The sequence below is a fragment of the Streptomyces narbonensis genome, from assembly GCF_014649015.1.
GTDB lineage: Bacteria > Actinomycetota > Actinomycetes > Streptomycetales > Streptomycetaceae > Streptomyces > Streptomyces narbonensis.
This window is the reverse complement of sequence record NZ_BMSF01000007.1, coordinates 24,595-46,488: the sequence shown is the minus strand read 5'-3', so window position 1 is coordinate 46,488 and position 21,894 is coordinate 24,595. Positions and strand designations below refer to the sequence as shown.

Here is a 21,894-nt window from a genome sequence, read left to right as displayed (position 1 = left end):
ATGGTGCGGGGTGCGGCGGGGGTGGTGTCGCGCCGTTTGACGAGTGCCGTCAATCGGCGGGCGGGGCGGCCCGGGAGCGCCGTTTGACGGGAGCCGTCAAACGCCGCGCCAGGGCGCCGGAGCGCGGCGCACGGTGAGGTCATGAACGCGCTGCATCAGTACCTCTTCGACACCTACCGCGCCGCCCGGCTCGGCGAACCGATGCCCCCGGCACCCGGCACCCACGACGTCGCCGTCCTGCGGGCGGTCCGCGACCGCCGCCGCTTCGAGCGGGTCCTCGCGGGCCGTCCGGCGCACGGTACCGTCCGTACGGCCCTGCAGGCCCTGCACCGGTGGCTGCGCCCCCGCGTCGACCGCTGACCGGACCGCCGGTTCAGGGGGCGATCCGGCTCAGCCCTCGATCCCGGAATCGCTCAGCCCTCGACCCAGGAATCGCTCAGCCCTCGATCCCGGAATCGCTCAGCCCTCGACCCGGGGCCGCTCAACCCTCGATCCGGGACAGGAAGTCCCGCACCGCCGCCCGTACGTCCGCCGCCGTCCACTCCAGCCCGGGCCGCGTCACCGTCAGCTCGGTCACGGCGACCCCCGGCGGCCCCGCCGCGCCCGGGCCGAACCAGCGGCGGAAGAGGGCGGTTCCGGTGGCCTCGGTCTGCTCCGCGGCCGCGGTCGACAGGACGTCGGGGTCGTACGGGAGCCAGACCTGGAACTGGTGGGTGTGCGGGACCTCCGGGTGGACCCGGGACCAGCCCACGCCCGCCGCCGCGAACTCCTCCCGCACCGCCTCGGCCACCACGCGCGCGTGCCGCACGTACGAGGGCAGCAGCGGCAGCTCGACGGCGAGGCCGCGGAGCGCGGAGAGCGCCGCCGGGTACTGCTGGGCGACCAGCCCTCCGTAACGGTGCCGCCAGACCCGCGCCTCCTCCATGACGTCCTCCGGGCCCGCGAGCGCGGCCCCGGACAGGCCGCCGAGGGACTTGTAGAACGAGACGTACACGCTGTCGGCGAGCCCCGCGATCTCGGGCAGCCCACGGCCGAAAGCCGTCGTGGACTCCCACAGGCGGGCCCCGTCGAAGTGGACGACCGCGTCCCGCTCCCGGGCCGCCTCGACCACCTCCGTCAGCTCCTCCCACGACGGCAGGACGAAGCCGGCCTCGCGCAGCGGCAGCTCCAGCATCAGCGCCCCGAAGGGCTCCGGGTGGTCGCGCACCTCCTCGGCCGTCGGCAGCCGCGGCGCGTCGGTCGGGTGGACCGTGCGGAGCCCGGAGACGGCCCCGAAGGCCCCGCCCTCGTGGACCTCGGGGTGGGCGAGCGGGTGGAGGGCGACGACGGGGTTGCCGGTGCGCCCGGCCCAGCAGCGCAGCGCGACCTGCTGGGCCATCGTGCCGGTCGGGAAGAACACGGCGGCGGGCAGACCGAGCTCCTCGGCCACGCGCCGCTCGACCTCCTCCACGAGCCCGTCGCCGTACATGTCGACGGGGCCGTCCGCGTGGCCTTCGCGCTCCGCCCAGTCGACGAGCTCGCGCAGCCGCTCCCCGACCGTCCCCTCGACGGAGGTGTGCCACAGCCTCCGCTCGGCGCCGGCCCAGAGCTTCGCCCGGTACAGCCGGAGCTCCTGCTCGTCCGCCGAGTCCTCGGAATCCACGGGATCCACATCTGCGTTGATGTCCATGGGGTGATCATCACACCGCTGCCCACAGCCTGTGGACAGCCACGGGAGGAGCGCGAAACGCTGGCGTAGCATGACCAGAAATCGTCCGGTACCCGCCGAGGACTGGAACGGAAGGCCGTCCCCATCGTGAACGCACCAGCAGCGCCAGAGCCGCGACCAGAGCCCCGCCCCGAGGACCGTCCCGCACGGCTCACCGTCGGAGTCGTCGGCGCGGGCCGTGTGGGCCCCGCCCTCGCCGCCTCGCTCCAGCTCGCGGGCCACCGCCCCGTCGCCGTCTCGGCGGTCTCCGACCGCTCCCGGCGCCGCGCCGCCGAGCTCCTGCCCGACGTCCCGGTCGTCGAGCCCGCCCGCGTCCTCGCGCTCGCCGACCTCGTCCTCCTGACGGTCCCCGACGACGCCCTGCCGGGTCTGGTCGAGGGCCTCGCCGACACCGGAGCCGTACGGCCGGGACAGCTGCTCGTCCACACCTCCGGGCGGTACGGCGTACAGGTCCTCGACCCCGCCCGCCGGGCCGGCGCCCTCCCGCTCGCCCTGCACCCCGCCATGACCTTCACCGGCACCGCCGTGGACGTCCAGCGGCTGGCCGGCTGCTCCTTCGGTGTGACCGCGCCCGACGAGCTGCGGCTCGCGGCAGAGGCCCTGGTCATCGAGATGGGCGGCGAACCCGAGTGGATCGCCGAGGACGCCCGCCCGCTCTACCACGCGGCCCTGGCCCTCGGCGCGAACCACCTGGTCACCCTGGTGGCCCAGTCGATGGAGCTGCTCCGCAAGGCGGGCGTCGCCGCGCCCGACCGCATGCTCGGCCCCCTCCTCGGCGCCGCTCTGGACAATGCCCTGCGGTCCGGGGACGCGGCCCTCACGGGACCCGTCGCGCGCGGCGACGCCGGGACGGTCGCGGCCCACGTCGCCGAGCTGCGCAAGCACGCGCCCGGCACCGTCGCCGGCTATCTGGCGATGGCCCGCACGACCGCCGACCGGGCGCTCGCGCACGGCCTGCTCAAGCCCGAGCTCGCCGAGGACCTGCTGGGCGTGCTCGCCGCCGACAGCACCACCGCAGCCGACGGGCCGCGAGGAGACGACCGATGACCCTGTCCGCCCCGCAGAGCACCGGCGGCACCCCCGAAGGGGCCGCCCCCGCCGACGGCCGGCCCGCCCGCCACCGGCCCGCCGAGCTGGTCCCCACGGCCGACGCCCTCGCGCACGCCCGCGCGCACCACGGCGCCCCCGGGCGCAACGCCGTCGTCATGACCATGGGCGCCCTCCACGACGGCCACGCCACCCTGATCCGCGCTGCCCGCGAGCGCGTCGGCGCCGAGGGCTTCGTCGTCGTCACCGTCTTCGTCAATCCGCTCCAGTTCGGCGCCGGCGAGGACCTCGACCGCTACCCCCGCACGCTCGACGCCGACCTGGAGCTGGCCTTCGACGCCGGGGCGAGCGTCGTCTTCGCGCCCTCCGCCGACGAGGTCTACCCGGGCGGCGAGCCGCAGGTCCGGATCACCGCCGGCCCCATGGGGGAGCGCCTCGAAGGCGCCTCCCGGCCCGGCCACTTCGACGGCATGCTGACCGTCGTCGCCAAACTCCTCCACCTCACCTCGCCCGACCTGGCCTTCTTCGGCCAGAAGGACGCCCAGCAGCTGGCCCTGATCCGCCGGATGGCCCGCGACCTGAACTTCCCGGTCGAGATCGTCGGCGTAGAGACCGTCCGCGAGACCGACGGCCTCGCCCTCTCCAGCCGCAACCGCTATCTGTCGGCCGAGGAGCGCCGTACGGCCCTCGCGCTGTCCGGCGCGCTCTTCGCCGCCCGTGACCGGCTCGCCGCCCAGGAGGCGCTGCGCGCGCGTGCCGTCTCCCTGCCGGGCGCCCAGGGCCGGGGCGAGACCCGCGCCGAGGCGCTCTCGCGGCTCGGCGAGGCCCGGGCCGCCGCCGACGCCCACGCGGTCGCGCAGGCGGCCGAGCGCGGCGGCGCCGGGGCCGTCCGGGCCGCGGCCCTGGCCGTCCTCGACGGCGCGGCGAAGGCCGAGCCGCCACTCACCCTCGACTACCTGGCCCTGGTCGACCCGGCCGACTTCACCGAGGTCGCCGACGACCACGACGGCGAGGCGGTCCTCGCGGTCGCCGCGCGGGTGGGGACCACGCGGCTCATCGACAACATCCCCCTGACCTTCGGAGCCACCAAGTGACCGGAATACGGCTGCACGCGCCCGCGCCGGGCTGGGCCATCGACGCCGACGTCGTCGTGGTCGGCTCGGGCGTCGCGGGCCTCACCACCGCCCTGCGCTGCACCGCCGCCGGGCTCCGTACCGTCGTCGTCACCAAGGCCCGGCTCGACGACGGCTCCACCCGCTGGGCCCAGGGCGGCATCGCCGCCGCGCTCGGCGAGGGCGACACCCCCGAGCAGCACCTCGACGACACCCTCGTCGCCGGCGCCGGGCTCTGCGACGAGGAGGCCGTACGGCTGCTCGTCACGGAGGGCCCCGAGGCCGTGCGCCGCCTCATCGCGACCGGCGCCGACTTCGACAAGACCGCCGACGGCGAGATCGCGCTGACCCGCGAGGGCGGCCACCACCGCCGCCGGATCGCGCACGCCGGCGGCGACGCGACCGGCGCGGAGATCTCCCGCGCCCTCGTCGAGGCGATACGGGACCGGGGCGTCCGCACCATCGAGCACGCCCTCGTCCTGGACCTCCTGACGGACGCCGAGGGCCGGACGGCGGGCGTGACCCTGCACGTCATGGGCGAGGGCCAGCACGACGGCGTCGGAGCCGTCCACGCCCCCGCCGTGGTCCTCGCCACCGGCGGCATGGGGCAGGTCTTCTCCGCCACCACCAACCCCGCGGTCTCCACCGGCGACGGCGTCGCGCTCGCGCTGCGCGCCGGGGCCGAGGTCTCCGACCTGGAGTTCGTCCAGTTCCACCCGACGGTGCTCTTCCTGGGCGCCGACTCGGAGGGCCAGCAGCCGCTGGTCTCCGAGGCGGTCCGGGGCGAGGGCGCCCACCTGGTCGACGCCGACGGGGTCCGCTTCATGCTCGGGCAGCACGAGCTGGCCGAGCTCGCGCCCCGCGACATCGTCGCCAAGGCGATCATGCGGCGGATGCAGGAGCAGGGCACCGAGCACATGTACCTCGACGCCCGTCACTTCGGCGCCGAGATGTGGGCGGAGCGCTTCCCCACGATCCTGGCCGCCTGCCGGCTCCACGGCATCGACCCGGTGACCGAGCCGATCCCGGTCGCCCCGGCGGCGCACTACGCCTCCGGCGGCATCCGCACGGACCTGCGCGGCCGGACCACGGTCCCGGGTCTGTACGCGTGCGGCGAGGTCGCCTGCACGGGCGTCCACGGCGCCAACCGGCTCGCGTCGAACTCGCTCCTGGAGGGCCTGGTCTTCGCCGAGCGGATCGTCGAGGAGATCACGGCCGCCGCGCCGCGCGTGCCCGGCGCCGCCGTGCCGCACCCGGTTCCGGTGACCCTGCCCCTGCCGGTGGCCGGAGCCCGTACCCGTATCCAGCGGGTCATGACGGCCGGCGCGGGCGTGCTCCGCTCCGCGAGCAGCCTGCGGGAGGCCGCCGTGGCCCTCGACGACCTGCACAGGGACGCCCTGGCGGGCGGCAGCGACGACACCAAGTCCGCCGAGCCCGGCGTGGAGTCCTGGGAGACCACCAACCTGCTGTGCGTCGCCCGCGTCCTGGTCGCCGCCGCCCGCCGCCGCGAGGAGACCCGAGGCTGCCACTGGCGCGAGGACCACCCCGACCGGGACGACACGGCGTGGCGGCGGCACCTCGTCGTCCGCCTCACCCCGGAGCGGACCCTCGACGTCCGCACCACCGACACCGCTGACTTCCCCCCGACCGTCGACGCCCCAGGGAGCCGTAAGTGACCACGCCGAGCACGCCCGAGGAGAGCCGTCCCGAGCCCGTGGACGTCCCTCTGATCCAGATCAGCGCCGCCCCCGCCGCGGACGCCGAGGCCGGCGGCTGTGGTGACGGCTGCGGCTGCGGCGGCGCGGAGGAGTTCGAGTGCGGCCTCGACCCCGCGCTCGCCGAGCTGCTCGCGGCCGCCGGCCTCGACCCCGTACAGGTCGAGGACATCGCCCACCTCGCGATCGCCGAGGACCTCGACGGCGGGGTGGACGTGACGACCGTGGCGACCGTCCCCGAGGACGCCGTCGCCACCGCCGACTTCACCGCCCGTGAGGCCGGTGTCGTCGCCGGTCTGCGGGTCGCCGAGGCCGTCCTGTCGATCGTGTGCGCGGACGAGTTCGAGGTCGAGCGGCACGTCGAGGACGGCGAGCGCGTCGAGGCCGGGCAGAAACTCCTCAGCGTCACCGCCCGCACCCGCGACCTGCTCACCGGCGAGCGCAGCGCGCTCAACATCCTCTGCCGCCTCTCCGGCATCGCCACCGCCACGCGCGCGTGGGCGGACGCCCTGGAGGGCACGAAGGCCAAGGTCCGCGACACCCGCAAGACGACCCCGGGCCTGCGCGCCCTGGAGAAGTACGCGGTGCGCTGCGGCGGCGGCGTCAACCACCGCATGTCGCTCTCCGACGCGGCCCTCGTGAAGGACAACCACGTGGTGGCGGCCGGTGGCGTCGCGCAGGCCTTCAAGGCCGTGCGGGAGCTGTTCCCGGAGGTGCCGATCGAGGTCGAGGTCGACACGATGCACCAGGTCCGCGAGGTCCTGGACGCGGGCGCCGACCTGATCCTGCTCGACAACTTCACCCCGATCGAGACCGAGGAGGCCGTCGCGATCGTCGCGGGCCGCGCCGTCCTGGAGTCCTCGGGCCGCCTGACGCTGGAGAACGCGGCGGCGTACGCGGCGACCGGCGTCGACTACCTGGCGGTCGGCGGGCTCACCCACTCCTCCCCGATCCTCGACATCGGCCTCGACCTGCGCGAGGCGGCCGTCTGATGCTGCTCACCATCGACGTCGGCAACACCCAGACGGTGCTCGGCCTCTTCGACGGCGAGGAGGTCATCGAGCACTGGCGCATTTCCACGGACCCGCGCCGGACCGCCGACGAGTGGGCGGTCCTGCTCCAGGGCCTCATGGGCATGCACCCGCTGCTCGGCGTCGAGCTGAGCGACGGCATCGAGGGGATCGCCATCTGCGCGACGGTCCCCTCGGTGCTGCACGAGCTGCGCGAGGTGACCCGCCGGTACTACGGGGACGTGCCGGCGGTCCTGGTGGAGCCGGGCGTCAAGACGGGCGTTCCGGTCATCACCGACAACCCCAAGGAGGTCGGCGCGGACCGCGTCATCAACGCGGCCGCGGCGGTCGAGCTGTACGGCGGTCCGGCGATCGTCGTCGACTTCGGTACGGCGACGACGTACGACGCGGTCACCGCGCGCGGGGAGTACGCGGGCGGGGCCATCGCGCCGGGCATCGAGATCTCGGTCGAGGCGCTGGGCGTGAAGGGCGCCATGCTCCGCAAGATCGAGCTGGCCCGCCCGCGGAACGTGATCGGCAAGAACACGGTCGAGGCGATGCAGTCGGGCATCATCTTCGGCTACGCGGGCCAGGTCGACGGCGTCGTCGCCCGCATGAAGCGCGAGCTCGTCGGCCCGAACGGCAACCCCTCCGACGTCACCGTCATCGCCACGGGCGGCCTCGCCCCGATGGTCCTCGGCGAGTCGACGGAGATCGACGAGCACGAGCCCTGGCTGACCCTGATCGGCCTGCGACTGGTGTACGAGCGGAACGTCTCGCGGATGTGAGGGCCGGGTCGCACCGACGCCCGGCGACGGCCCTCGCACCGGCGATCATTCCGGCGCGCCGGAATGATCGCTAAGAGAAAATTGTCCGATTAGCGCGTATCGTCGGCCCATGCCCACGCCATACGGATCTCGCGGCGGCATGGCATTCAGCGCGGACGAGCTGCGTGTGCTCCGAGGCGCCCTTGCCATCGCCCTCCACCCTGCCCCCCTCCAGGACGAGGACGTCCAGGACTGCCTGCGCCTGGCCGAATCCGTGGACGAGGCGGTACGCGAGGCCGGCCGGCTGCGTGCCTTCCTCCTCGACGACCTGGCCCGCTACCGGGACGCCCTCCCCGGGTCGATGACCGGCTATCTGGGCCTCCTCCGGGACGCCCTCGCCGCCGGGTACGACCCCGGGGTCGACGACCTCGCCGCTCTGCGGGCCCTGCGCGCCAACCCCGCCGCGGACGAGCTGCTCGCCCGCTGCCGGCTCCTCGCCGAGCGCTCCGTCCGCGCCCGGCTCGCCAGGGTCTCCCAGGCGACGGGCTCCACCGCCCCCGCCCCCGCCGGTGCGGCGCTCGCGCCCCGGGCGCGGCTGCTCGCCCTCCCCGGCGGACGCGCGGCGGCCGGCGAGCCGAAGCCGAACCCGCCGTCCGGCCCCGCCCCCGGCGACCGCCCGGTGCCCAAGCCCTCCGAGGTCTTCCCGCCGCGCCGACGCCCCGTACCCCCGCCCCCGCCCGAGGAGCGGGCCGCCGGATAGCTACTCTGGACGGCATGGACTACGTATCCGCGCTCCTGCCCCCCGTCGTGATGGCCGCGTTCTTCACCGCCCTCGTCGTCGTGATCGTCAAGAGCCAGGGCGGCCCGAACAAGGCCAAGGAGGACGCGGTCGTGGACGCCGCCCTCGCCCGCGCCGAGTCCACCCGCCAGGCGGACGGCTCGCCCTCCGCCTGAGGCCCCCTCTCCCCGCCCCAGGCACCCCGCACCACCGGGACGTGCGACCTTCCGAGGTCGTGCGTCCTTTTTGTTTGAGTTGTTGCGTTTCCTCACGTAAATGGCCGCTTATCAACTCTTTGCGAACTATGGTGGCACTGTGCCCCGTCCATTGGGAGAGCTTGAGGACGCCGTCATGACGCGCGTCTGGCAATGGAACCGCCCGGTGACCGTCCGGGAAGTTCTGGAAGACCTCCAGCAGGAACGGTCCATCGCCTACACCACCGTCATGACCGTCATGGACAATCTCCATCAGAAGGGCTGGGTGCGCCGGGAAGTCGACGGCCGCGCCTATCGATATACGGCGGTCTCCACCCGGGCCGCTTACTCGGCCGCGCTGATGAACGAGGCCTGGGCCCAGAGCGACAACCCCGCAGCCGCCCTCGTCGCCTTCTTCGGCATGATGTCGCCGGACCAGCGCGAGGCGCTGAACGACGCCATCCGTATCGTCCAGCGCGACAACCCGATCCCCGCCCCGCCCGAAGAGGCCGTGGCCGACAAGGGTGCCGACGGATCCGAGGCCCGGGAGCGATAGCGTCCCCCCATGTCGCCGTCTGCTTCTCCGGCCGCTTCCGCGGCCTCCGCCAAAGCCGTCACCGTACGCAGGGCCCGCACCAGTGATGTCGCTGCGGTCCGCCGTCTCGTCGATCCTTTCGTCCAGCGCGGCATCCTTCTCGACAAGGCGACCGTGACCCTTTACGAGGCCATCCAGGAGTTCTGGGTCGCGGAACGCGACGAGGACGCCACGGTCGTCGGTTGCGGCGCTCTGCACGTCATGTGGGAAGACCTCGCGGAAGTCCGCACTCTCGCCGTCGATCCCGAGTTCAAGGGCGCCGGCGTCGGACATCAGGTGCTCGACAAGTTGTTGCACACCGCCCGATGGCTCGGGGTGCGGCGGGTATTCTGCCTGACCTTCGAAGTCGACTTCTTCGCGAAGCACGGCTTCGTCGAGATCGGTGAGACCCCGGTCGACGGAGATGTCTACAGCGAGCTCCTGCGTTCCTATGACGAGGGCGTCGCCGAGTTCCTCGGTCTCGAACGAGTGAAGCCGAACACCTTGGGCAACAGCCGCATGCTTCTGCACCTGTGACCCGGAACCCCGCGGCGAACCCGAACCGGATCCCTATGTCCGAATCGCGCATGTTTCCCGCGTCGTCGGGGTTCTGAACCTCTCCCAGGGGTTTGTGTTTTTCCGGGAAAAGCGGTTTCCTTTCCGCGTACTGCATTTTCGATGAAAGGAAATCCGGTGGCACAGAAGGTTCAGGTCCTTCTTGTCGACGACCTCGACGGCGTCGAGGCGGACGAGACGGTGACGTTCGCGCTGGACGGCAAGACCTACGAGATCGACCTCACCACCGCAAACGCGGAAAAGCTCCGCGGCCTGCTCGAGCCGTACACCGCGGGTGGTCGTCGTACCGGTGGCCGCACCACCGGTGGGCGTGGCAAGGGCCGTGTCGCGGCCGGCAGCCCCGACACGGCCAAGATCCGCGCGTGGGCCAAGGAGAACGGCTACGACGTGAACGACCGCGGCCGTGTCCCCGCCACCGTCAAGGCGGCCTACGAGGACGCGAACCGCTGAGGCGACAGCTGCTGAGGCGCCGGGCCACCGGTCCGGGCACTCAGCAGCCGCACCCGGTGGCACTCCGCGGCCGCGGCGGTCACGAGACGCACCAGGCAGGGGCCGTCCGCACCGCCCCAGGGTGCGGACCGCAGGGCCGGCAGCGAGGACTCCACCTCGCGCCCCGGCAAGGGCGCCCGCAGCCAGACCGCGGCACCCGGCGTGCCGGAGCCGCCCCGCCCCGGGGGAAGGGGCGCGGTCATCCGGCCGTCGGCGCCCAGGATCGCCAGGTCCAGCGAGATCCCGCCCCACTCGAGCCAGTCGAGCAGTCCCGGGAGCTCCTCGGCGCTCCCCGCGGCCACGAGCAGCCGCATCCGGCGCCCCAGCAGGGCCACCGGGCCCGTCCCCGCGCCCATCCGGCGCAGGACGCCACGACCGGCCGTGGCGGGCAGCTCCAGGACGTCGAAGCGCAGCCCCGTGACCAGCTGCACCGGAGGGCCCGGCACCGCGGCCCAGCCGAGCTCGTGCTCGTACCACCGCGCCAGACCGCCGTCGCTGTCGAGCGGGGAGCGGGGGGACGGGACGGTGAGGGCCATGCCCGGCGCAACTCCCGCGAAGCCCTCTTGGTTACGCCCGTGGCGCGTCCCCGGCCTGCCAGGACCCGACCGTCCCCCGACCTCGGCCCGTCCGGGGCTCGACCGCGCCTCGTCCGTGGTGACGGACGGTCCCTCTCCGGATGCGCAAGGTGTCCGTGATGAGGCGTACGGGGGCATTCGGCAGCGCAAGGTTGTTCGCTGGTAGCGGAGGGAACCGGGGTGTGCCGCATGGAGTGTCAGTGCTTACGGGTAAGACATTCCTAGTGGAGAGGGGCGACTCGCGGGCTTCGGCGTCTCACGTTCGCCATCGGCGTACTCAAGGCGCGGCTAACTACTTGGCCTGCGGGAACATCGTCTCGCACCATCGGGTTGGAGCATTTGTCGGTTGTTCGGCGGCAGGTCTCCCCGCGGAAGAGGGGTGATCCGGACGGATGTCGGCAGTTGGAATGAGCGGTCCCCGCTTGCGGGACTAAGCTGCGGAAGGACAGGGAGGGGATCGACCCCTAACTGACTGACCGCTCTGAGGAGCGATTAACGATGTTCGAGAGGTTCACCGACCGCGCGCGGCGGGTTGTCGTCCTGGCTCAGGAAGAAGCCCGGATGCTCAACCACAACTACATCGGCACCGAGCACATCCTTCTGGGCCTTATCCACGAGGGTGAGGGTGTCGCCGCTAAGGCCCTGGAGAGCCTCGGGATTTCGCTCGAGGCGGTCCGCCAGCAGGTGGAGGAGATCATCGGTCAGGGCCAGCAGGCCCCGTCCGGGCACATCCCCTTCACTCCTCGTGCCAAGAAGGTCCTGGAGCTCTCGCTCCGCGAGGCCCTCCAGCTCGGCCACAACTACATCGGCACCGAGCACATCCTGCTCGGCCTGATCCGCGAGGGCGAGGGCGTCGCCGCCCAGGTCCTCGTGAAGCTGGGCGCCGACCTCAACCGGGTGCGGCAGCAGGTCATCCAGCTGCTCTCCGGCTACCAGGGCAAGGAAGCCGCCACGGCCGGCGGCCCTGCCGAGGGCACCCCCTCGACGTCCCTGGTCCTCGACCAGTTCGGCCGGAACCTCACCCAGGCGGCCCGCGAATCCAAGCTCGACCCGGTCATCGGGCGCGAGAAGGAGATCGAGCGGGTCATGCAGGTGCTGTCCCGCCGCACCAAGAACAACCCGGTTCTCATCGGCGAGCCCGGCGTCGGCAAGACCGCCGTCGTCGAAGGCCTGGCGCAGGCCATCGTCAAGGGCGAGGTGCCCGAGACCCTCAAGGACAAGCACCTCTACACCCTGGACCTCGGCGCGCTGGTCGCCGGCTCCCGCTACCGCGGTGACTTCGAGGAGCGCCTGAAGAAGGTCCTCAAGGAGATCCGCACCCGCGGCGACATCATCCTGTTCATCGACGAGCTCCACACCCTCGTGGGTGCGGGTGCCGCCGAGGGCGCGATCGACGCCGCCAGCATCCTCAAGCCGATGCTGGCCCGCGGTGAGCTCCAGACCATCGGTGCCACCACGCTCGACGAGTACCGCAAGTACCTGGAGAAGGACGCGGCCCTCGAGCGCCGCTTCCAGCCCATCCAGGTCGCCGAGCCGTCGCTGCCGCACACCATCGAGATCCTCAAGGGTCTGCGCGACCGGTACGAGGCCCACCACCGGGTCTCCATCACCGACGAGGCCCTCGTCCAGGCCGCGACCCTGGCCGACCGGTACATCTCGGACCGCTTCCTCCCGGACAAGGCGATCGACCTGATCGACGAGGCCGGCTCCCGGATGCGCATCCGCCGGATGACCGCGCCGCCGGACCTCCGCGAGTTCGACGAGAAGATCGCCGGCGTCCGCCGGGACAAGGAGTCCGCGATCGACTCGCAGGACTTCGAGAAGGCCGCCTCCCTCCGTGACAAGGAGAAGCAGCTCCTCGCCGCGAAGGCCAAGCGGGAGAAGGAGTGGAAGGCCGGCGACATGGACGTCGTCGCCGAGGTCGACGGCGAGCTCATCGCCGAGGTCCTCGCGACCGCCACCGGCATCCCGGTCTTCAAGCTGACCGAGGAGGAGTCCAGCCGCCTGCTCCGCATGGAGGACGAGCTCCACAAGCGCGTCATCGGGCAGAAGGACGCCGTCATCGGCCTCTCGCGGGCGATCCGTCGTACGCGTGCCGGTCTGAAGGACCCGAAGCGCCCCGGTGGCTCGTTCATCTTCGCCGGTCCGTCCGGTGTCGGTAAGACCGAGCTTTCGAAGGCTCTCGCCGAATTCCTCTTCGGCGACGAGGACGCGATGATCTCCCTCGACATGTCGGAGTTCAGCGAGAAGCACACGGTTTCCCGTCTCTTCGGTTCGCCGCCCGGATACGTCGGCTACGAAGAGGGCGGCCAGCTCACCGAGAAGGTGCGCCGCAAGCCGTTCTCCGTCGTCCTCTTCGACGAGGTCGAGAAGGCCCACCCCGATATCTTCAATTCCCTTCTCCAGATCCTGGAGGACGGTCGCCTGACCGACTCCCAGGGCCGGGTCGTGGACTTCAAGAACACGGTCATCATCATGACGACCAACCTCGGGACCAGGGACATCTCGAAGGGCTTCAACCTCGGCTTCGCGGCCCAGGGAGACACGAAGTCCAACTACGAGCGGATGAAGGCGAAGGTCAGCGACGAGCTGAAGCAGCACTTCCGCCCCGAGTTCCTCAACCGTGTGGACGACATCATCGTCTTCCCGCAGCTGACGCAGGAGGACATCCTCCAGATCGTCGACCTGATGATCGGCCGCGTGGACGAGCGCCTGAAGGACCGGGACATGGGCATCGAGCTCTCCCAGTCCGCGAAGGAGCTCCTCTCCAAGAAGGGCTACGACCCCGTGATGGGCGCCCGGCCGCTGCGCCGGACGATCCAGCGCGAGATCGAGGACACGCTGTCGGAGAAGATCCTCTTCGGCGAGCTGCGCCCCGGTCACATCGTGGTCGTGGACACGGAGGGCGAGGGCGAGGAGCGCACCTTCACCTTCCGCGGCGAGGAGAAGTCGGCCCTGCCGGACGCCCCGCCGATCGAGGCCACGGGCGGCACCGGCCCGAACCTCTCGAAGGACGCGTAAGGCGTAGCGCCTGAGCAGAGGGGCGGCCCCGGAACCAGATGGTTCCGGGGCCGCCCCTTTTCGCGTCTCCGGTCACGTCTCGTTCGGCGCCCGGAGTCTCGCGTGGGGGAGCAGCGGTGCGAGGAGGGCGAGGCCGCGCTCGGTGAGTCCTGACCGGATGTCCAGGTAGGACGGCCGTACGCCGAGCCGTACGAGTGCGGCGGCCTGCTCGTCGGTCTGGACGGTGTACTCCAGGTCGGTCGGGTCGAGTCGCGCGATGACCTCCTCGGCGTACCGGTCCGTGTCGAAGCGGAACCACGCCCACACGAGCTGGGACCGGACCGGGATGGCGGGGTGGCCGGTGAACCGGGCCAGATAGGGGATCGCCGCGTCGGAGCCGATGATGGTCGCCGTCGTCACGACCAGCCACGCGTCCTCTTCGGGCAGCCCCTCCGGGCCAGGGAGGAGGTCGAGGACCAGACGCCCCACGGCGGCTAGCGCACGTGCTTCGCTCACGGTGCGGGGCGGGACGATCGCGACCGTGCGGGACAGCAGCTCCTGGCGTACCTCCGGGGCCACCTCCGTCGCGTGCTCCAGGGCCGTTGCCGCCAGGACCACGAGCCGCAGCCTGGTCCGACGGTGGTCGGTCGCGTCCGCCGCGGCCAGCAGTTCCCGCAGGATCTCCGCGCACTCGCGCGGGCGCGCGTGGCCCACCGCCATGCGGATGACGTCCTCCCACTGGTCGTCGGTCGCGTGGCGGACCAGGACGCCGATGTCCCAGTGGTCTACCAGGGCCTTGGCCGCGAGGTAGTCCTGGAAGGTGCGGTGGACGAATTCGACCGTGTCGGCCGTGGGCTCGCGCAGGAGCCCGCTGCGGTGCAGGAGGTGGGTGAAGACCAGGCCCGGGGGGTGGGCCGAGGCCTCCTGGACCGCCGGGACGGCCTCCGTGACGATCGACTCCGCATGGGCCCGGTCCAGCGTCGTCCGGCCGTTGAGCGTCAGCCAGTACGCGAGCCGCTGGATCAGCTGGATCTGGGGGGCCTCGTCGAGAACGAGGCCGGACGGGGCGCCCATGTCGCGCTCGCGGTCGCGGCGGGAGAGGAGCATCGACAGGGCGGCCTCGTAGAGCGCCTTGCGGCCCCGGGGCAGGAAGCCGCGCCGGTCGCGGTGCAGGGCGCAGATGAGACCGCACATGAGGGGGTTGGTGGCGAGCTGGGCGACGTGCTCGGCGGAGCGGAGGGCGTCGAGCAGCGCCTGCTCGTACGGCTCGGCCTCCGGTCCCGCCGCCCGGTGCCAGCGGCGTACGAAGGTGGTGACCTCCGCGCCGTTCATGGGGGAGAGCGTCAGCTCGGTGAAGCCCTCGGGGGCCAGCCAGTCGTCCCGTACGGCCGTGGGGCGCGAGGTCACCAGCCAGCGGTTGCCCTCGTACGTGTCGAGGAGGCCGCGGAGCCAGTCGCGGGCCCGGCCGCGCTCGTCCTCGGGGATCTCGTCGATGCCGTCCACGAGGACCAGACCCCGCCCGGCCGCCAGGACCCGGTCGGCCCAGCCCTCGGGCGGGGTGAGCGGGCAGCCGGCGGCGGAGAGGAAGCCGGTGGGGGAGGGGAGCCGCTCGCCGTGGCGGGTCAAGGCTCGGAGGGGGAGGACGAAGGGGACGCGGCCGTGGAGGTAGCCCATGCCGTCCGCCGGCTTCTCCGCCGCCGCGGCGGTCGTCAGCCACTGGACGAGCGTCGTCTTGCCCGCCCCGGCCGGTCCCCGCAGGAGGACCTTCTCGTGGCGGGCGAGCGCGATGTCGGCGCGGGTGACGGACCGGTCCCGCTCCTGAGGGTGGAGGGGGTCCGCGGTGCCTGCCCCATGGTCCGCGGTGCCTGCCCCGTGGTCCGCCGGGCCTGCCCCGTGGTCCGACTGGCTCGCCCCAGGGTCCGCCAGGTCTGCCGAGGGGGCCGCGGGCCCCGCCCCCGTCGCCTCCAGGGACAGGTACGCCACGTCCAGCGGCCACCGGTCCGGTGAGTCGTGGAGGTCGATCCCGTAGATGGTGAGGCGGCCGTGCTTCTTCGCCAGGTGGGCGAGGTACCGGCGCTCGAACTCGGCGTCGTGGCCGTCCGCCCGGGGTGTCCGGCGGATGAGCTCGTCGATCTTCGCGATCAGCTCCGTCTGCCCCCGGGTCTGCTCCACCAGGCTGCGGGCGATGAAGGTGGACCGCTGGGTGAAGAACTCCAGGATGTGGAGGCAGGCCCATTCGGTCATCGACTCCAGGTAGAGGACCGAGTCGGTGGAGAGGCCGTCGGGGGCGGGGGCGGCGGTCCGCAGGCGGTGGGCGAGGGTGCGGTGGCCCAGGCGGACGGCCTGGACGTCGTCCATGTCGAGGTCGCCGAGGGCGAGGAGGGTCGTCCCCAGGGTGTGGGCGACCGCCTCGCTCTCGTCCGCGGGGAACGGGGCCTCCCGGTGCCCGCCCCGGGACCGATCGACCAGCGTCGCCGCCAGCTTGCGGACGTCCTTCTCGGTCAGCGTGCGCTTCTCGCCACGGAAGGAGACGAGGCCGGAGAGCCGCACCTTGGCCGCGTTGCCCGTGAGACCGGCCCCCGGACCGTCGCTGACCAGCAGTTTCTTCAGGAGTGGGCCGATCGCCGCCGAGCCGAGCCGGGTGCCGATGAGTGCCGGTTCCATGTCTGCCCCCCGAAGATCGCCGAATTCGTCAGCGTAGTGCGGGACGGCCTTTCCGGCGGGCCGGTTGCGTGACCCAGGTCGCTTTCGCGGGCGGCGCCGGGTGACAAGGCGCACAGGCGTTTCGAGGGGTACTAACTGGAATAGTGGCGACCTTTGGTGGTGATTCGGGACGTTTAGTGATCAACCGCCGGGACTTTGGTCCCACGGGGTCCCGAACCGGGCGGTGCGCGGCCTTTCGGGCAGTTCCGGCCGCCCGTGACGTGCGGATAAACCGCTTCCCTTGTGGCGGTATGTCCGGTTTCAGGAGTTGAAGCCAAGGCCGTCAAGGGTCGATCTCCCCTGGAGATCGCTACGACGCAATGTCGTAGATGGGGTGTTTTGGGATGGGCGGGGGTCCGGGTTACCAAGGATGAGCAAGCCCGATGCGGAGCACCGATCGCGTCGGGTCCCGTACTTCCCGGAGGTTTTCCCCCGTATGTCGAAGCGCGTCATGAACCCCGCCACCCGTACCGCCGCCGTCGCCCTCGCCGCCGCGGGTCTGGGAGCGTCGCTGGTGGCCGGAGCAGGGTCCGCCTTCGCCGCCGAGGGCAAGGCCGTCGCCCCGGTCGCCGTCACCGCGTCCGCCGCCGTCGCCGCCCAGGCCGAGACCCAGGCGCACGTCGCCGCCCAGGTGAAGGTCGCCGCCGCGAAGGCCGCAGCCCAGAAGGCCGCGACCGTGAAGGCCGTCGCCGTGAAGGCCACGCCCGTGAAGGCCGCCAAGAAGGCGACCCCCTCCTGGGTCAAGCCGGTCGCCTCGTACACGCTGACCGCCAGCTACAACCAGGGCGGCGCCATGTGGGCCCACAAGCACTCCGGCCAGGACTTCGCCGTCCCGGTCGGCACCCCGGTCAAGGCCGCGGGCACAGGCACCGTCGTGAAGGCAGGCCCGAATGGCGGCGGCGACGGCCCCGCGTACGGCAACGCGATCGTCGTCAAGCACGCCAACGGCACGTACTCGCAGTACGCCCACCTGTCGAAGATCAAGGTGAACGTCGGCCAGAAGGTCGCCGCCGGCCAGCAGATCGCCCTCTCGGGCAACACCGGCAACTCCTCCGGCCCCCACCTGCACTTCGAGATCCGCACGACCCCGAACTACGGCTCCGCCGTGAACCCGGCCGCCTTCCTGCGGACCCACGGCGTGAGCATCTGAGCTCCCCCCTGCAAAAACTCCCGCTAACCGGCCCCGTGGGCCTGGTTCAGCAGATCGAGGGCGACCTCGAGGACGGCTTCGCGCTTCTCCTCGGGGTCGCCCTCGACGTTGTCCATGAAGAACATCCCCGCGTGCAGCGTGAAGATCGCGCTCACGCAGCGGACCCGGTCGCGCACCGTGAAGTCCGGCTCCTGGATCAGTCCGCTCAGTTCGAGCATCCGCTCCTTGAACGTCAGTCCGATGCTCAGCTCGCGGACGGCCGCCTGGTTCTCCTGCATGAAGCGGAACAGCGGGTACGCGCTGATCAGGGACTCCTGGTAGCGGCGCAGGATCTCCTCCCTGACCTCCAGCGTGCGCGGCTGCTCCCGCGCCCAGGTGATCAGCTCGTCCACGGGCCGGGTGAGGTCCTGGAAGATGCCGATGATGATGTCTTCCTTGGTCTTGAAGTGGTAGTACAGCGCGGCCTTGGTGACGTCGAGGTGCTCGGCGATCTCACGCAACGAGGTCTTCTCGTATCCCTGCTCGGCGAAGAGCGCCAGCGCCACGTCCTGGATGCGCTGGCGGGTGTTGCCTCGGGCCATGGCTGCTCTCCACTTTCCACAAAACTTACTTGACGACCGGCAAGTTACGGGCCTACCGTCCCCAGTGTAGTAACTAGCCGGGCGGCAAGTAAGGGACTGGGATGGCGACGAGCGTGACCGTGCAAGCAGCAGAGGAGAAGGCACCGCCGACGCGCAGCGTCCGCGTCGTCCTCCTCGCCCTGATGATCGCGATGCTGCTCGCGATGCTGGACAACATGATCATCGGCACCGCGATGCCGACGATCGTCGGCGAGCTCGGCGGCCTGGAGCACCTCTCCTGGGTCGTCACCGCCTACACCCTGGCCACCGCCGCCTCCACGCCCCTCTGGGGCAAGCTCGGCGACATGTTCGGCCGCAAGGGTGTCTTCCTCACCTCGATCGTGATCTTCCTGATCGGCTCGGCACTCAGCGGCATGGCCCAGGACATGGGCCAGCTCATCGGCTTCCGCACGATCCAGGGCCTCGGCGCCGGCGGCCTCATGGTCGGCGTCATGGCGATCATCGGCGATCTGATCCCGCCCCGCGAGCGGGGCAAGTACCAGGGCATGATGGCCGGCGTCATGGCACTCGCCATGATCGGCGGACCGCTCGTCGGCGGCACCATCACCGACCACTGGGGCTGGCGCTGGTCCTTCTACATCAACCTCCCCCTCGGCGCCGTCGCCCTCGCCATGGTCACGACCGTCCTGCACCTGCCGAAGAAGCAGCGCGCCACGGGCATCCGGATCGACTTCCTCGGCGCCGCGCTCCTGACCGTCGGCATCACCGCGATCGTCCTCGTCACCACCTGGGGCGGCACGGAGTACGCCTGGAGCTCGGCCACCATCGTCGGCCTCGCGGTCGGCGGAGCCGCCGCCCTCGCCGCCTTCCTGTGGGTGGAGACCAGGGCCGAGGACCCGATCATGCCGCTGCACATCTTCCGCAGCCGCAACTTCACCCTGATGTCCCTGATCGGCTTCATCACCGGCTTCGTGATGTTCGGTGCGGTCCTCTACCTGCCGATCTTCCAGCAGTCCGTCCAGGGCGCCTCGGCGACCAACTCCGGTCTCCTGCTCCTGCCGATGCTGTTGGCGATGATGGTCGTCTCGCTGCTCGTGGGCCGGTTCACCACCAGCACGGGCAAGTACAAGATCTTCCCGATCGTCGGCGGCGCCCTGATGATGGCCGGCCTCTTCCTGCTCTCCACGATGGACACCGGCACCTCCCGGCTGGTCTCCGGGGTCTGGATGGCGGTCCTCGGCGCCGGCATGGGCTTCCTGATGCAGATCACCATGCTGGTCGCGCAGAACAGCGTCGAGATGAAGGACATGGGCGTCGCCTCCTCGTCCACCACGCTCTTCCGGACGCTCGGCTCCTCCTTCGGCGTCGCGATCATGGGCGCGCTCTTCACGAGCCGGGTCCAGGACGAGATGGCGGCGCGCGGCGGGTCCGGGCTCACCGAGCGGACCGCGCAGCTCGACGCGGCGAGCCTGGCCAAGCTGCCGGAATCGCTACGTGAGGCGTACCAGTACGCGGTCTCCGTCGGCACCCACTCCGCCTTCCTGGTCGCCGCGGCGGTCTCCGTCCTCGGCTTCGCCCTCGCCTTCTTCGTCAAGGAGGTGGCGCTGCGCGGCGCGGGACCCGCGGAGCCGAAGGCGAGCGCGGGCGAGGGCGACGACGCCCCGAAGGTCACCGAGACGGTCTGAGCCGGAGCTCCCTGTACGACCTCGGGGGCCGATACGACGGTGGGGCCGGTCCCGAAAGGGATCCGGCCCCACCGTCGTACCCGGCCCCTGATCCCGGGCAAGGCACACGCTAGGGAGTGTCCGACAGCCTCAGCATGGGGAAGCTGCCCGTGTTCGTCGGCGCGTGGTCGGGCAGCCACAGCACCGCGATCGCGCCGCCCACCCCCTCCGGGGCCGCCGCCGACGCCACGTTCCGGAAGGTCAGCCGGGCCCCGAGCACCCGCGCCTGGCCGGCCGCGATGGTCAGACCCAGGCCGTGGCCCTGGCCCGCGCGGTCGCTCGTCCCCGTACGGAAGCGGCTCGGGCCCTCCTTGAGGAGCGCCTCGGGGAAGCCCGGACCGTGGTCGCGGACCCGGACGACCCGGCCCTCGACGGTGACCTCCACCGGCGGCTTGCCGTGCTTGGCGGCGTTCGCGAGGAGATTGCCCAGGATGCGCTCCAGGCGGCGCGGGTCGGTGTTCACCCAGGAGTCGTGGACGACCCGGACGACCACGTCCGGGTCGAGCGCCCGCACCCGTCGCTCCACGAACTCGCCGAGCGCGAGCTCCTGGAGCTCGGCCCGCTCCGACGCGCTGTCGAGCCGGGCCACCTCCAGGACGTCCTCGACCAGCGTCCGCATCGCCTGCGCCCGGTCCCGTACGAGCTCGGTCGGCCGCCCAGGCGGCAGCAGCTCGGCCGCCGTGAGCAGTCCGGTCACCGGGGTGCGCAGCTCGTGGGCGATGTCCGCGGTGACCCGGCGCTCGGCCTCGATCCGCTCGTGCAGGGCGTCGGTCAGGGCGTCGATCGCCCGGGCCAGCTCGTCGGTCTCGTCCCGGACGACCCCGCCGACCGCGTCCCGTACCCGTACGTCCGTGTTGCCCTGGGCGACCCGCCCGGCCGCGGCGGCAGCCTTCCGCAGTCGCCGCGAGAGCTGGCCGCCGATGAGCACGCCGAGGGCGCAGCCGCCGAACACCACCGAGACCGAGCCGATGACGAGCGCCCGGTCCAGATCGTTCATGATCGCCGTGCTGCGGTCGGCGAAGGGGATGTGCAGCGACAGGACGTCGCCGTTGGCGAGCGGCACGGCGGCCCACACGTCGGGCGGCCCGCCGTTCCGGTGCTCCTGGACGAACGTGCCGCGCCGCCGGTCCCGCATCAGCTCGTCGAGCTGGCCCGGCAGCGCCGGGTCGTTGATCTTCGTGCCGAAGCGGGGCTCCTTCGGCTTCGACGTCTCGTACATCCGCTGGGCGAAGAGCAGCCGCTCCATCTGCACCTCGCGCGCGTTGTCGAGCATCGAGATGCGGGCGGCGTTGTGCACGACGACGCTCAGCGTGATCGCGATGAGCGCGCCGACCGCCGCGATGGCGACGGCGATCTTCCAGCGGACCCCGGTACGGAGGGCCAGCGGCTTCACGGGTCGGAATGACACCCTCTGGCCCTCTAGCCCTTGAGCTTGTAGCCGAAGCCCCGGACCGTCTCGATCCGGTCCTGGCCGATCTTGGCGCGCAGTCGCTGCACATGGACGTCCACGACCCGGGTGTCGCCGCCCCAGCCGTAGTCCCAGACCCGCTCCAGGAGCTTGTCCCGGGACAGCACGGTGCCCGGGGCGGACGAGAACTCCAGGAGCAGCCGCATCTCGGTCGGGGTCAGCGCCACCGGTGCCCCGTCCTTGCGGACCTCCATCCCCTCGGTGTCGACCTCCAGGTCGCCGAAGGCGAGCAGCCCGCCGCCGTCCGCCGACCCGTCGCCGTGCTCGCCGGGGCCGGTGCCGCCCGCGTGTCCGAAGCGCCGCAGGACGGCCCGGATGCGGGCCATGAGGACGGAGCCGTCGAAGGGCTTCGTGACGTAGTCGTCGGCGCCGGCCTCCAGGCCGAGGACGACGTCGATCGAGTCGGCGCGCGCCGACAGCATGATCACCGGCACGGTCGACTCGTCGCGGATGCGGCGGCAGAGGCTGACGCCGTCCATGCCCGGCAGCATGACGTCGAGCAGGGCGATGTCCGGCCGCTGCGCCCGGAAGGCGTCCAGACCGGAGAGCCCGTCGGGCATCGCGGTGACCCGGAAGCCGTCCCGCTCCAGGGCGAGCTGGGTGGCCTCACGGATGACGTCGTCGTCCTCGACGAACAGGACATGGGTTTCGGCCATCGTGCGTGCCCTTCGGGGGTCTGTGCTGCTGCGTGGTGCGGGTGGGGCGGGAGGTGGTGCCACGGGG

At 71.9% G+C, this 21,894-nt stretch carries 20 protein-coding genes; 14 read left to right on the top strand and 6 right to left on the bottom strand.

What is annotated here, in order from left to right; genetic code table 11:
• The first annotated feature begins 141 nt into the window (after positions 1–141).
• Positions 142–360: a hypothetical protein gene (locus IE124_RS14740; RefSeq protein ID WP_189508206.1), complete on the top strand. Its 219-nt coding sequence runs from the start codon at positions 142–144 to the stop codon at positions 358–360.
• Positions 361–481: 121 nt separating this feature from the next.
• On the opposite strand, the gene IE124_RS14735 is transcribed toward IE124_RS14740, so the two are convergent.
• The gene (locus IE124_RS14735) at positions 482–1,669 is read right to left on the bottom strand and encodes a threonine aldolase family protein (protein ID WP_189508205.1); all 1,188 of its coding nucleotides are present in this window, start codon (positions 1,667–1,669) and stop codon (positions 482–484) included.
• A 126-nt stretch (positions 1,670–1,795) separates the two neighbouring features.
• On the opposite strand from IE124_RS14735, the gene IE124_RS14730 reads away from it, so the two are divergent.
• The 10 genes from IE124_RS14730 (at position 1,796) to IE124_RS14685 (ending at position 9,931) form a co-directional block, all read left to right on the top strand.
• Positions 1,796–2,755, top strand: a complete 960-nt coding sequence (locus tag IE124_RS14730) for a Rossmann-like and DUF2520 domain-containing protein (RefSeq protein WP_189508204.1) — start codon at positions 1,796–1,798, stop codon at positions 2,753–2,755.
• Positions 2,752–3,849 carry a pantoate--beta-alanine ligase gene (panC, locus tag IE124_RS14725; protein WP_189508203.1) on the top strand — a complete coding sequence of 366 codons (1,098 nt, stop codon included), beginning with the start codon at positions 2,752–2,754 and terminating at the stop codon, positions 3,847–3,849. Before IE124_RS14730 ends, panC begins: the two co-directional genes overlap by 4 nt.
• Positions 3,846–5,543 (top strand): L-aspartate oxidase, encoded by a 1,698-nt coding sequence (locus IE124_RS14720; RefSeq protein WP_189508202.1) that lies wholly within the window; start codon positions 3,846–3,848, stop codon positions 5,541–5,543. The genes panC and IE124_RS14720 overlap by 4 nt, the downstream gene beginning before the upstream one ends.
• Entirely contained in the window at positions 5,540–6,574 is a 1,035-nt protein-coding gene (gene nadC / locus IE124_RS14715) for a carboxylating nicotinate-nucleotide diphosphorylase (RefSeq protein WP_229832468.1), read from the top strand. Before IE124_RS14720 ends, nadC begins: the two co-directional genes overlap by 4 nt.
• Positions 6,574–7,380 carry a type III pantothenate kinase gene (locus IE124_RS14710; protein WP_189508201.1) on the top strand — a complete coding sequence of 269 codons (807 nt, stop codon included), beginning with the start codon at positions 6,574–6,576 and terminating at the stop codon, positions 7,378–7,380. Before nadC ends, IE124_RS14710 begins: the two co-directional genes overlap by 1 nt.
• Positions 7,381–7,519: 139 nt before the next feature.
• Entirely contained in the window at positions 7,520–8,119 is a 600-nt protein-coding gene (locus IE124_RS14705; protein ID WP_189508200.1) for a hypothetical protein, read from the top strand.
• A gap of 14 nt (positions 8,120–8,133) precedes the next feature.
• Positions 8,134–8,313, top strand: a complete 180-nt coding sequence (locus IE124_RS14700) for a hypothetical protein (protein ID WP_189508199.1) — start codon at positions 8,134–8,136, stop codon at positions 8,311–8,313.
• Positions 8,314–8,452: 139 nt separating this feature from the next.
• Complete coding sequence (locus IE124_RS14695) at positions 8,453–8,887, top strand: BlaI/MecI/CopY family transcriptional regulator (RefSeq protein ID WP_189508507.1); 435 nt, start codon at positions 8,453–8,455, stop codon at positions 8,885–8,887.
• A gap of 9 nt (positions 8,888–8,896) precedes the next feature.
• Positions 8,897–9,442, top strand: a complete 546-nt coding sequence (locus tag IE124_RS14690; protein ID WP_150269000.1) for an amino-acid N-acetyltransferase — start codon at positions 8,897–8,899, stop codon at positions 9,440–9,442.
• Positions 9,443–9,598: 156 nt separating this feature from the next.
• A complete protein-coding gene (locus tag IE124_RS14685) occupies positions 9,599–9,931 on the top strand; it encodes a histone-like nucleoid-structuring protein Lsr2 (RefSeq protein WP_017240029.1) in 333 nt (110 codons plus the stop codon).
• Here IE124_RS14685 and IE124_RS14680 read toward each other — a convergent pair.
• Positions 9,910–10,506 carry an SCO3374 family protein gene (locus IE124_RS14680; RefSeq protein ID WP_189508198.1) on the bottom strand — a complete coding sequence of 199 codons (597 nt, stop codon included), beginning with the start codon at positions 10,504–10,506 and terminating at the stop codon, positions 9,910–9,912. The genes IE124_RS14685 and IE124_RS14680 overlap by 22 nt on opposite strands.
• A gap of 537 nt (positions 10,507–11,043) precedes the next feature.
• Here IE124_RS14680 and IE124_RS14675 point away from each other — a divergent pair.
• The gene (locus tag IE124_RS14675; RefSeq protein ID WP_189508197.1) at positions 11,044–13,566 is read left to right on the top strand and encodes an ATP-dependent Clp protease ATP-binding subunit; all 2,523 of its coding nucleotides are present in this window, start codon (positions 11,044–11,046) and stop codon (positions 13,564–13,566) included.
• Positions 13,567–13,638: 72 nt separating this feature from the next.
• On the opposite strand, the gene IE124_RS14670 is transcribed toward IE124_RS14675, so the two are convergent.
• A complete protein-coding gene (locus IE124_RS14670) occupies positions 13,639–16,209 on the bottom strand; it encodes an NACHT domain-containing protein (protein ID WP_189508196.1) in 2,571 nt (856 codons plus the stop codon).
• Between the two features lie 475 nt (positions 16,210–16,684).
• On the opposite strand from IE124_RS14670, the gene IE124_RS14665 reads away from it, so the two are divergent.
• On the top strand, positions 16,685–17,398 hold the full coding sequence (locus tag IE124_RS14665; RefSeq protein WP_189508195.1) for a M23 family metallopeptidase: 714 nt from the start codon (positions 16,685–16,687) through the stop codon (positions 17,396–17,398).
• Positions 17,399–17,421: 23 nt separating this feature from the next.
• Here IE124_RS14665 and IE124_RS14660 read toward each other — a convergent pair whose 3' ends face one another.
• Positions 17,422–17,979 carry a TetR/AcrR family transcriptional regulator gene (locus IE124_RS14660; RefSeq protein WP_189508194.1) on the bottom strand — a complete coding sequence of 186 codons (558 nt, stop codon included), beginning with the start codon at positions 17,977–17,979 and terminating at the stop codon, positions 17,422–17,424.
• A gap of 101 nt (positions 17,980–18,080) precedes the next feature.
• Here IE124_RS14660 and IE124_RS14655 point away from each other — a divergent pair, with 101 nt between their 5' ends.
• Positions 18,081–19,664 (top strand): MDR family MFS transporter, encoded by a 1,584-nt coding sequence (locus IE124_RS14655; RefSeq protein ID WP_189508193.1) that lies wholly within the window; start codon positions 18,081–18,083, stop codon positions 19,662–19,664.
• A gap of 109 nt (positions 19,665–19,773) precedes the next feature.
• On the opposite strand, the gene cseC is transcribed toward IE124_RS14655, so the two are convergent.
• Together cseC and cseB are read right to left on the bottom strand one after the other, a co-directional pair.
• Entirely contained in the window at positions 19,774–21,096 is a 1,323-nt protein-coding gene (cseC, locus tag IE124_RS14650) for a two-component system sensor histidine kinase CseC (RefSeq protein ID WP_189508506.1), read from the bottom strand.
• Between the two features lie 26 nt (positions 21,097–21,122).
• On the bottom strand, positions 21,123–21,827 hold the full coding sequence (gene cseB, locus IE124_RS14645) for a two-component system response regulator CseB (RefSeq protein WP_189508192.1): 705 nt from the start codon (positions 21,825–21,827) through the stop codon (positions 21,123–21,125).
• Positions 21,828–21,894: the final 67 nt, after the last annotated feature.

Bases quoted from the DNA above. Each gene is read 5' to 3' on its own strand.
- IE124_RS14740 (WP_189508206.1), top strand. From the start codon at position 142: ATGAACGCGCTGCATCAGTACCTCTTCGACACCTACCGCGCCGCCCGG.
- IE124_RS14735 (WP_189508205.1), bottom strand. From the start codon at position 1,669: ATGGACATCAACGCAGATGTGGATCCCGTGGATTCCGAGGACTCGGCG.
- panC (WP_189508203.1), top strand. From the start codon at position 2,752: ATGACCCTGTCCGCCCCGCAGAGCACCGGCGGCACCCCCGAAGGGGCC.
- IE124_RS14710 (WP_189508201.1), top strand. From the start codon at position 6,574: ATGCTGCTCACCATCGACGTCGGCAACACCCAGACGGTGCTCGGCCTC.
- IE124_RS14705 (WP_189508200.1), top strand. From the start codon at position 7,520: ATGGCATTCAGCGCGGACGAGCTGCGTGTGCTCCGAGGCGCCCTTGCC.
- IE124_RS14700 (WP_189508199.1), top strand. From the start codon at position 8,134: ATGGACTACGTATCCGCGCTCCTGCCCCCCGTCGTGATGGCCGCGTTC.
- IE124_RS14690 (WP_150269000.1), top strand. From the start codon at position 8,897: ATGTCGCCGTCTGCTTCTCCGGCCGCTTCCGCGGCCTCCGCCAAAGCC.
- IE124_RS14680 (WP_189508198.1), bottom strand. From the start codon at position 10,506: ATGGCCCTCACCGTCCCGTCCCCCCGCTCCCCGCTCGACAGCGACGGC.
- IE124_RS14675 (WP_189508197.1), top strand. From the start codon at position 11,044: ATGTTCGAGAGGTTCACCGACCGCGCGCGGCGGGTTGTCGTCCTGGCT.
- IE124_RS14670 (WP_189508196.1), bottom strand. From the start codon at position 16,209: ATGGAACCGGCACTCATCGGCACCCGGCTCGGCTCGGCGGCGATCGGC.
- IE124_RS14665 (WP_189508195.1), top strand. From the start codon at position 16,685: ATGTCGAAGCGCGTCATGAACCCCGCCACCCGTACCGCCGCCGTCGCC.
- IE124_RS14660 (WP_189508194.1), bottom strand. From the start codon at position 17,979: ATGGCCCGAGGCAACACCCGCCAGCGCATCCAGGACGTGGCGCTGGCG.
- IE124_RS14655 (WP_189508193.1), top strand. From the start codon at position 18,081: ATGGCGACGAGCGTGACCGTGCAAGCAGCAGAGGAGAAGGCACCGCCG.
- cseB (WP_189508192.1), bottom strand. From the start codon at position 21,827: ATGGCCGAAACCCATGTCCTGTTCGTCGAGGACGACGACGTCATCCGT.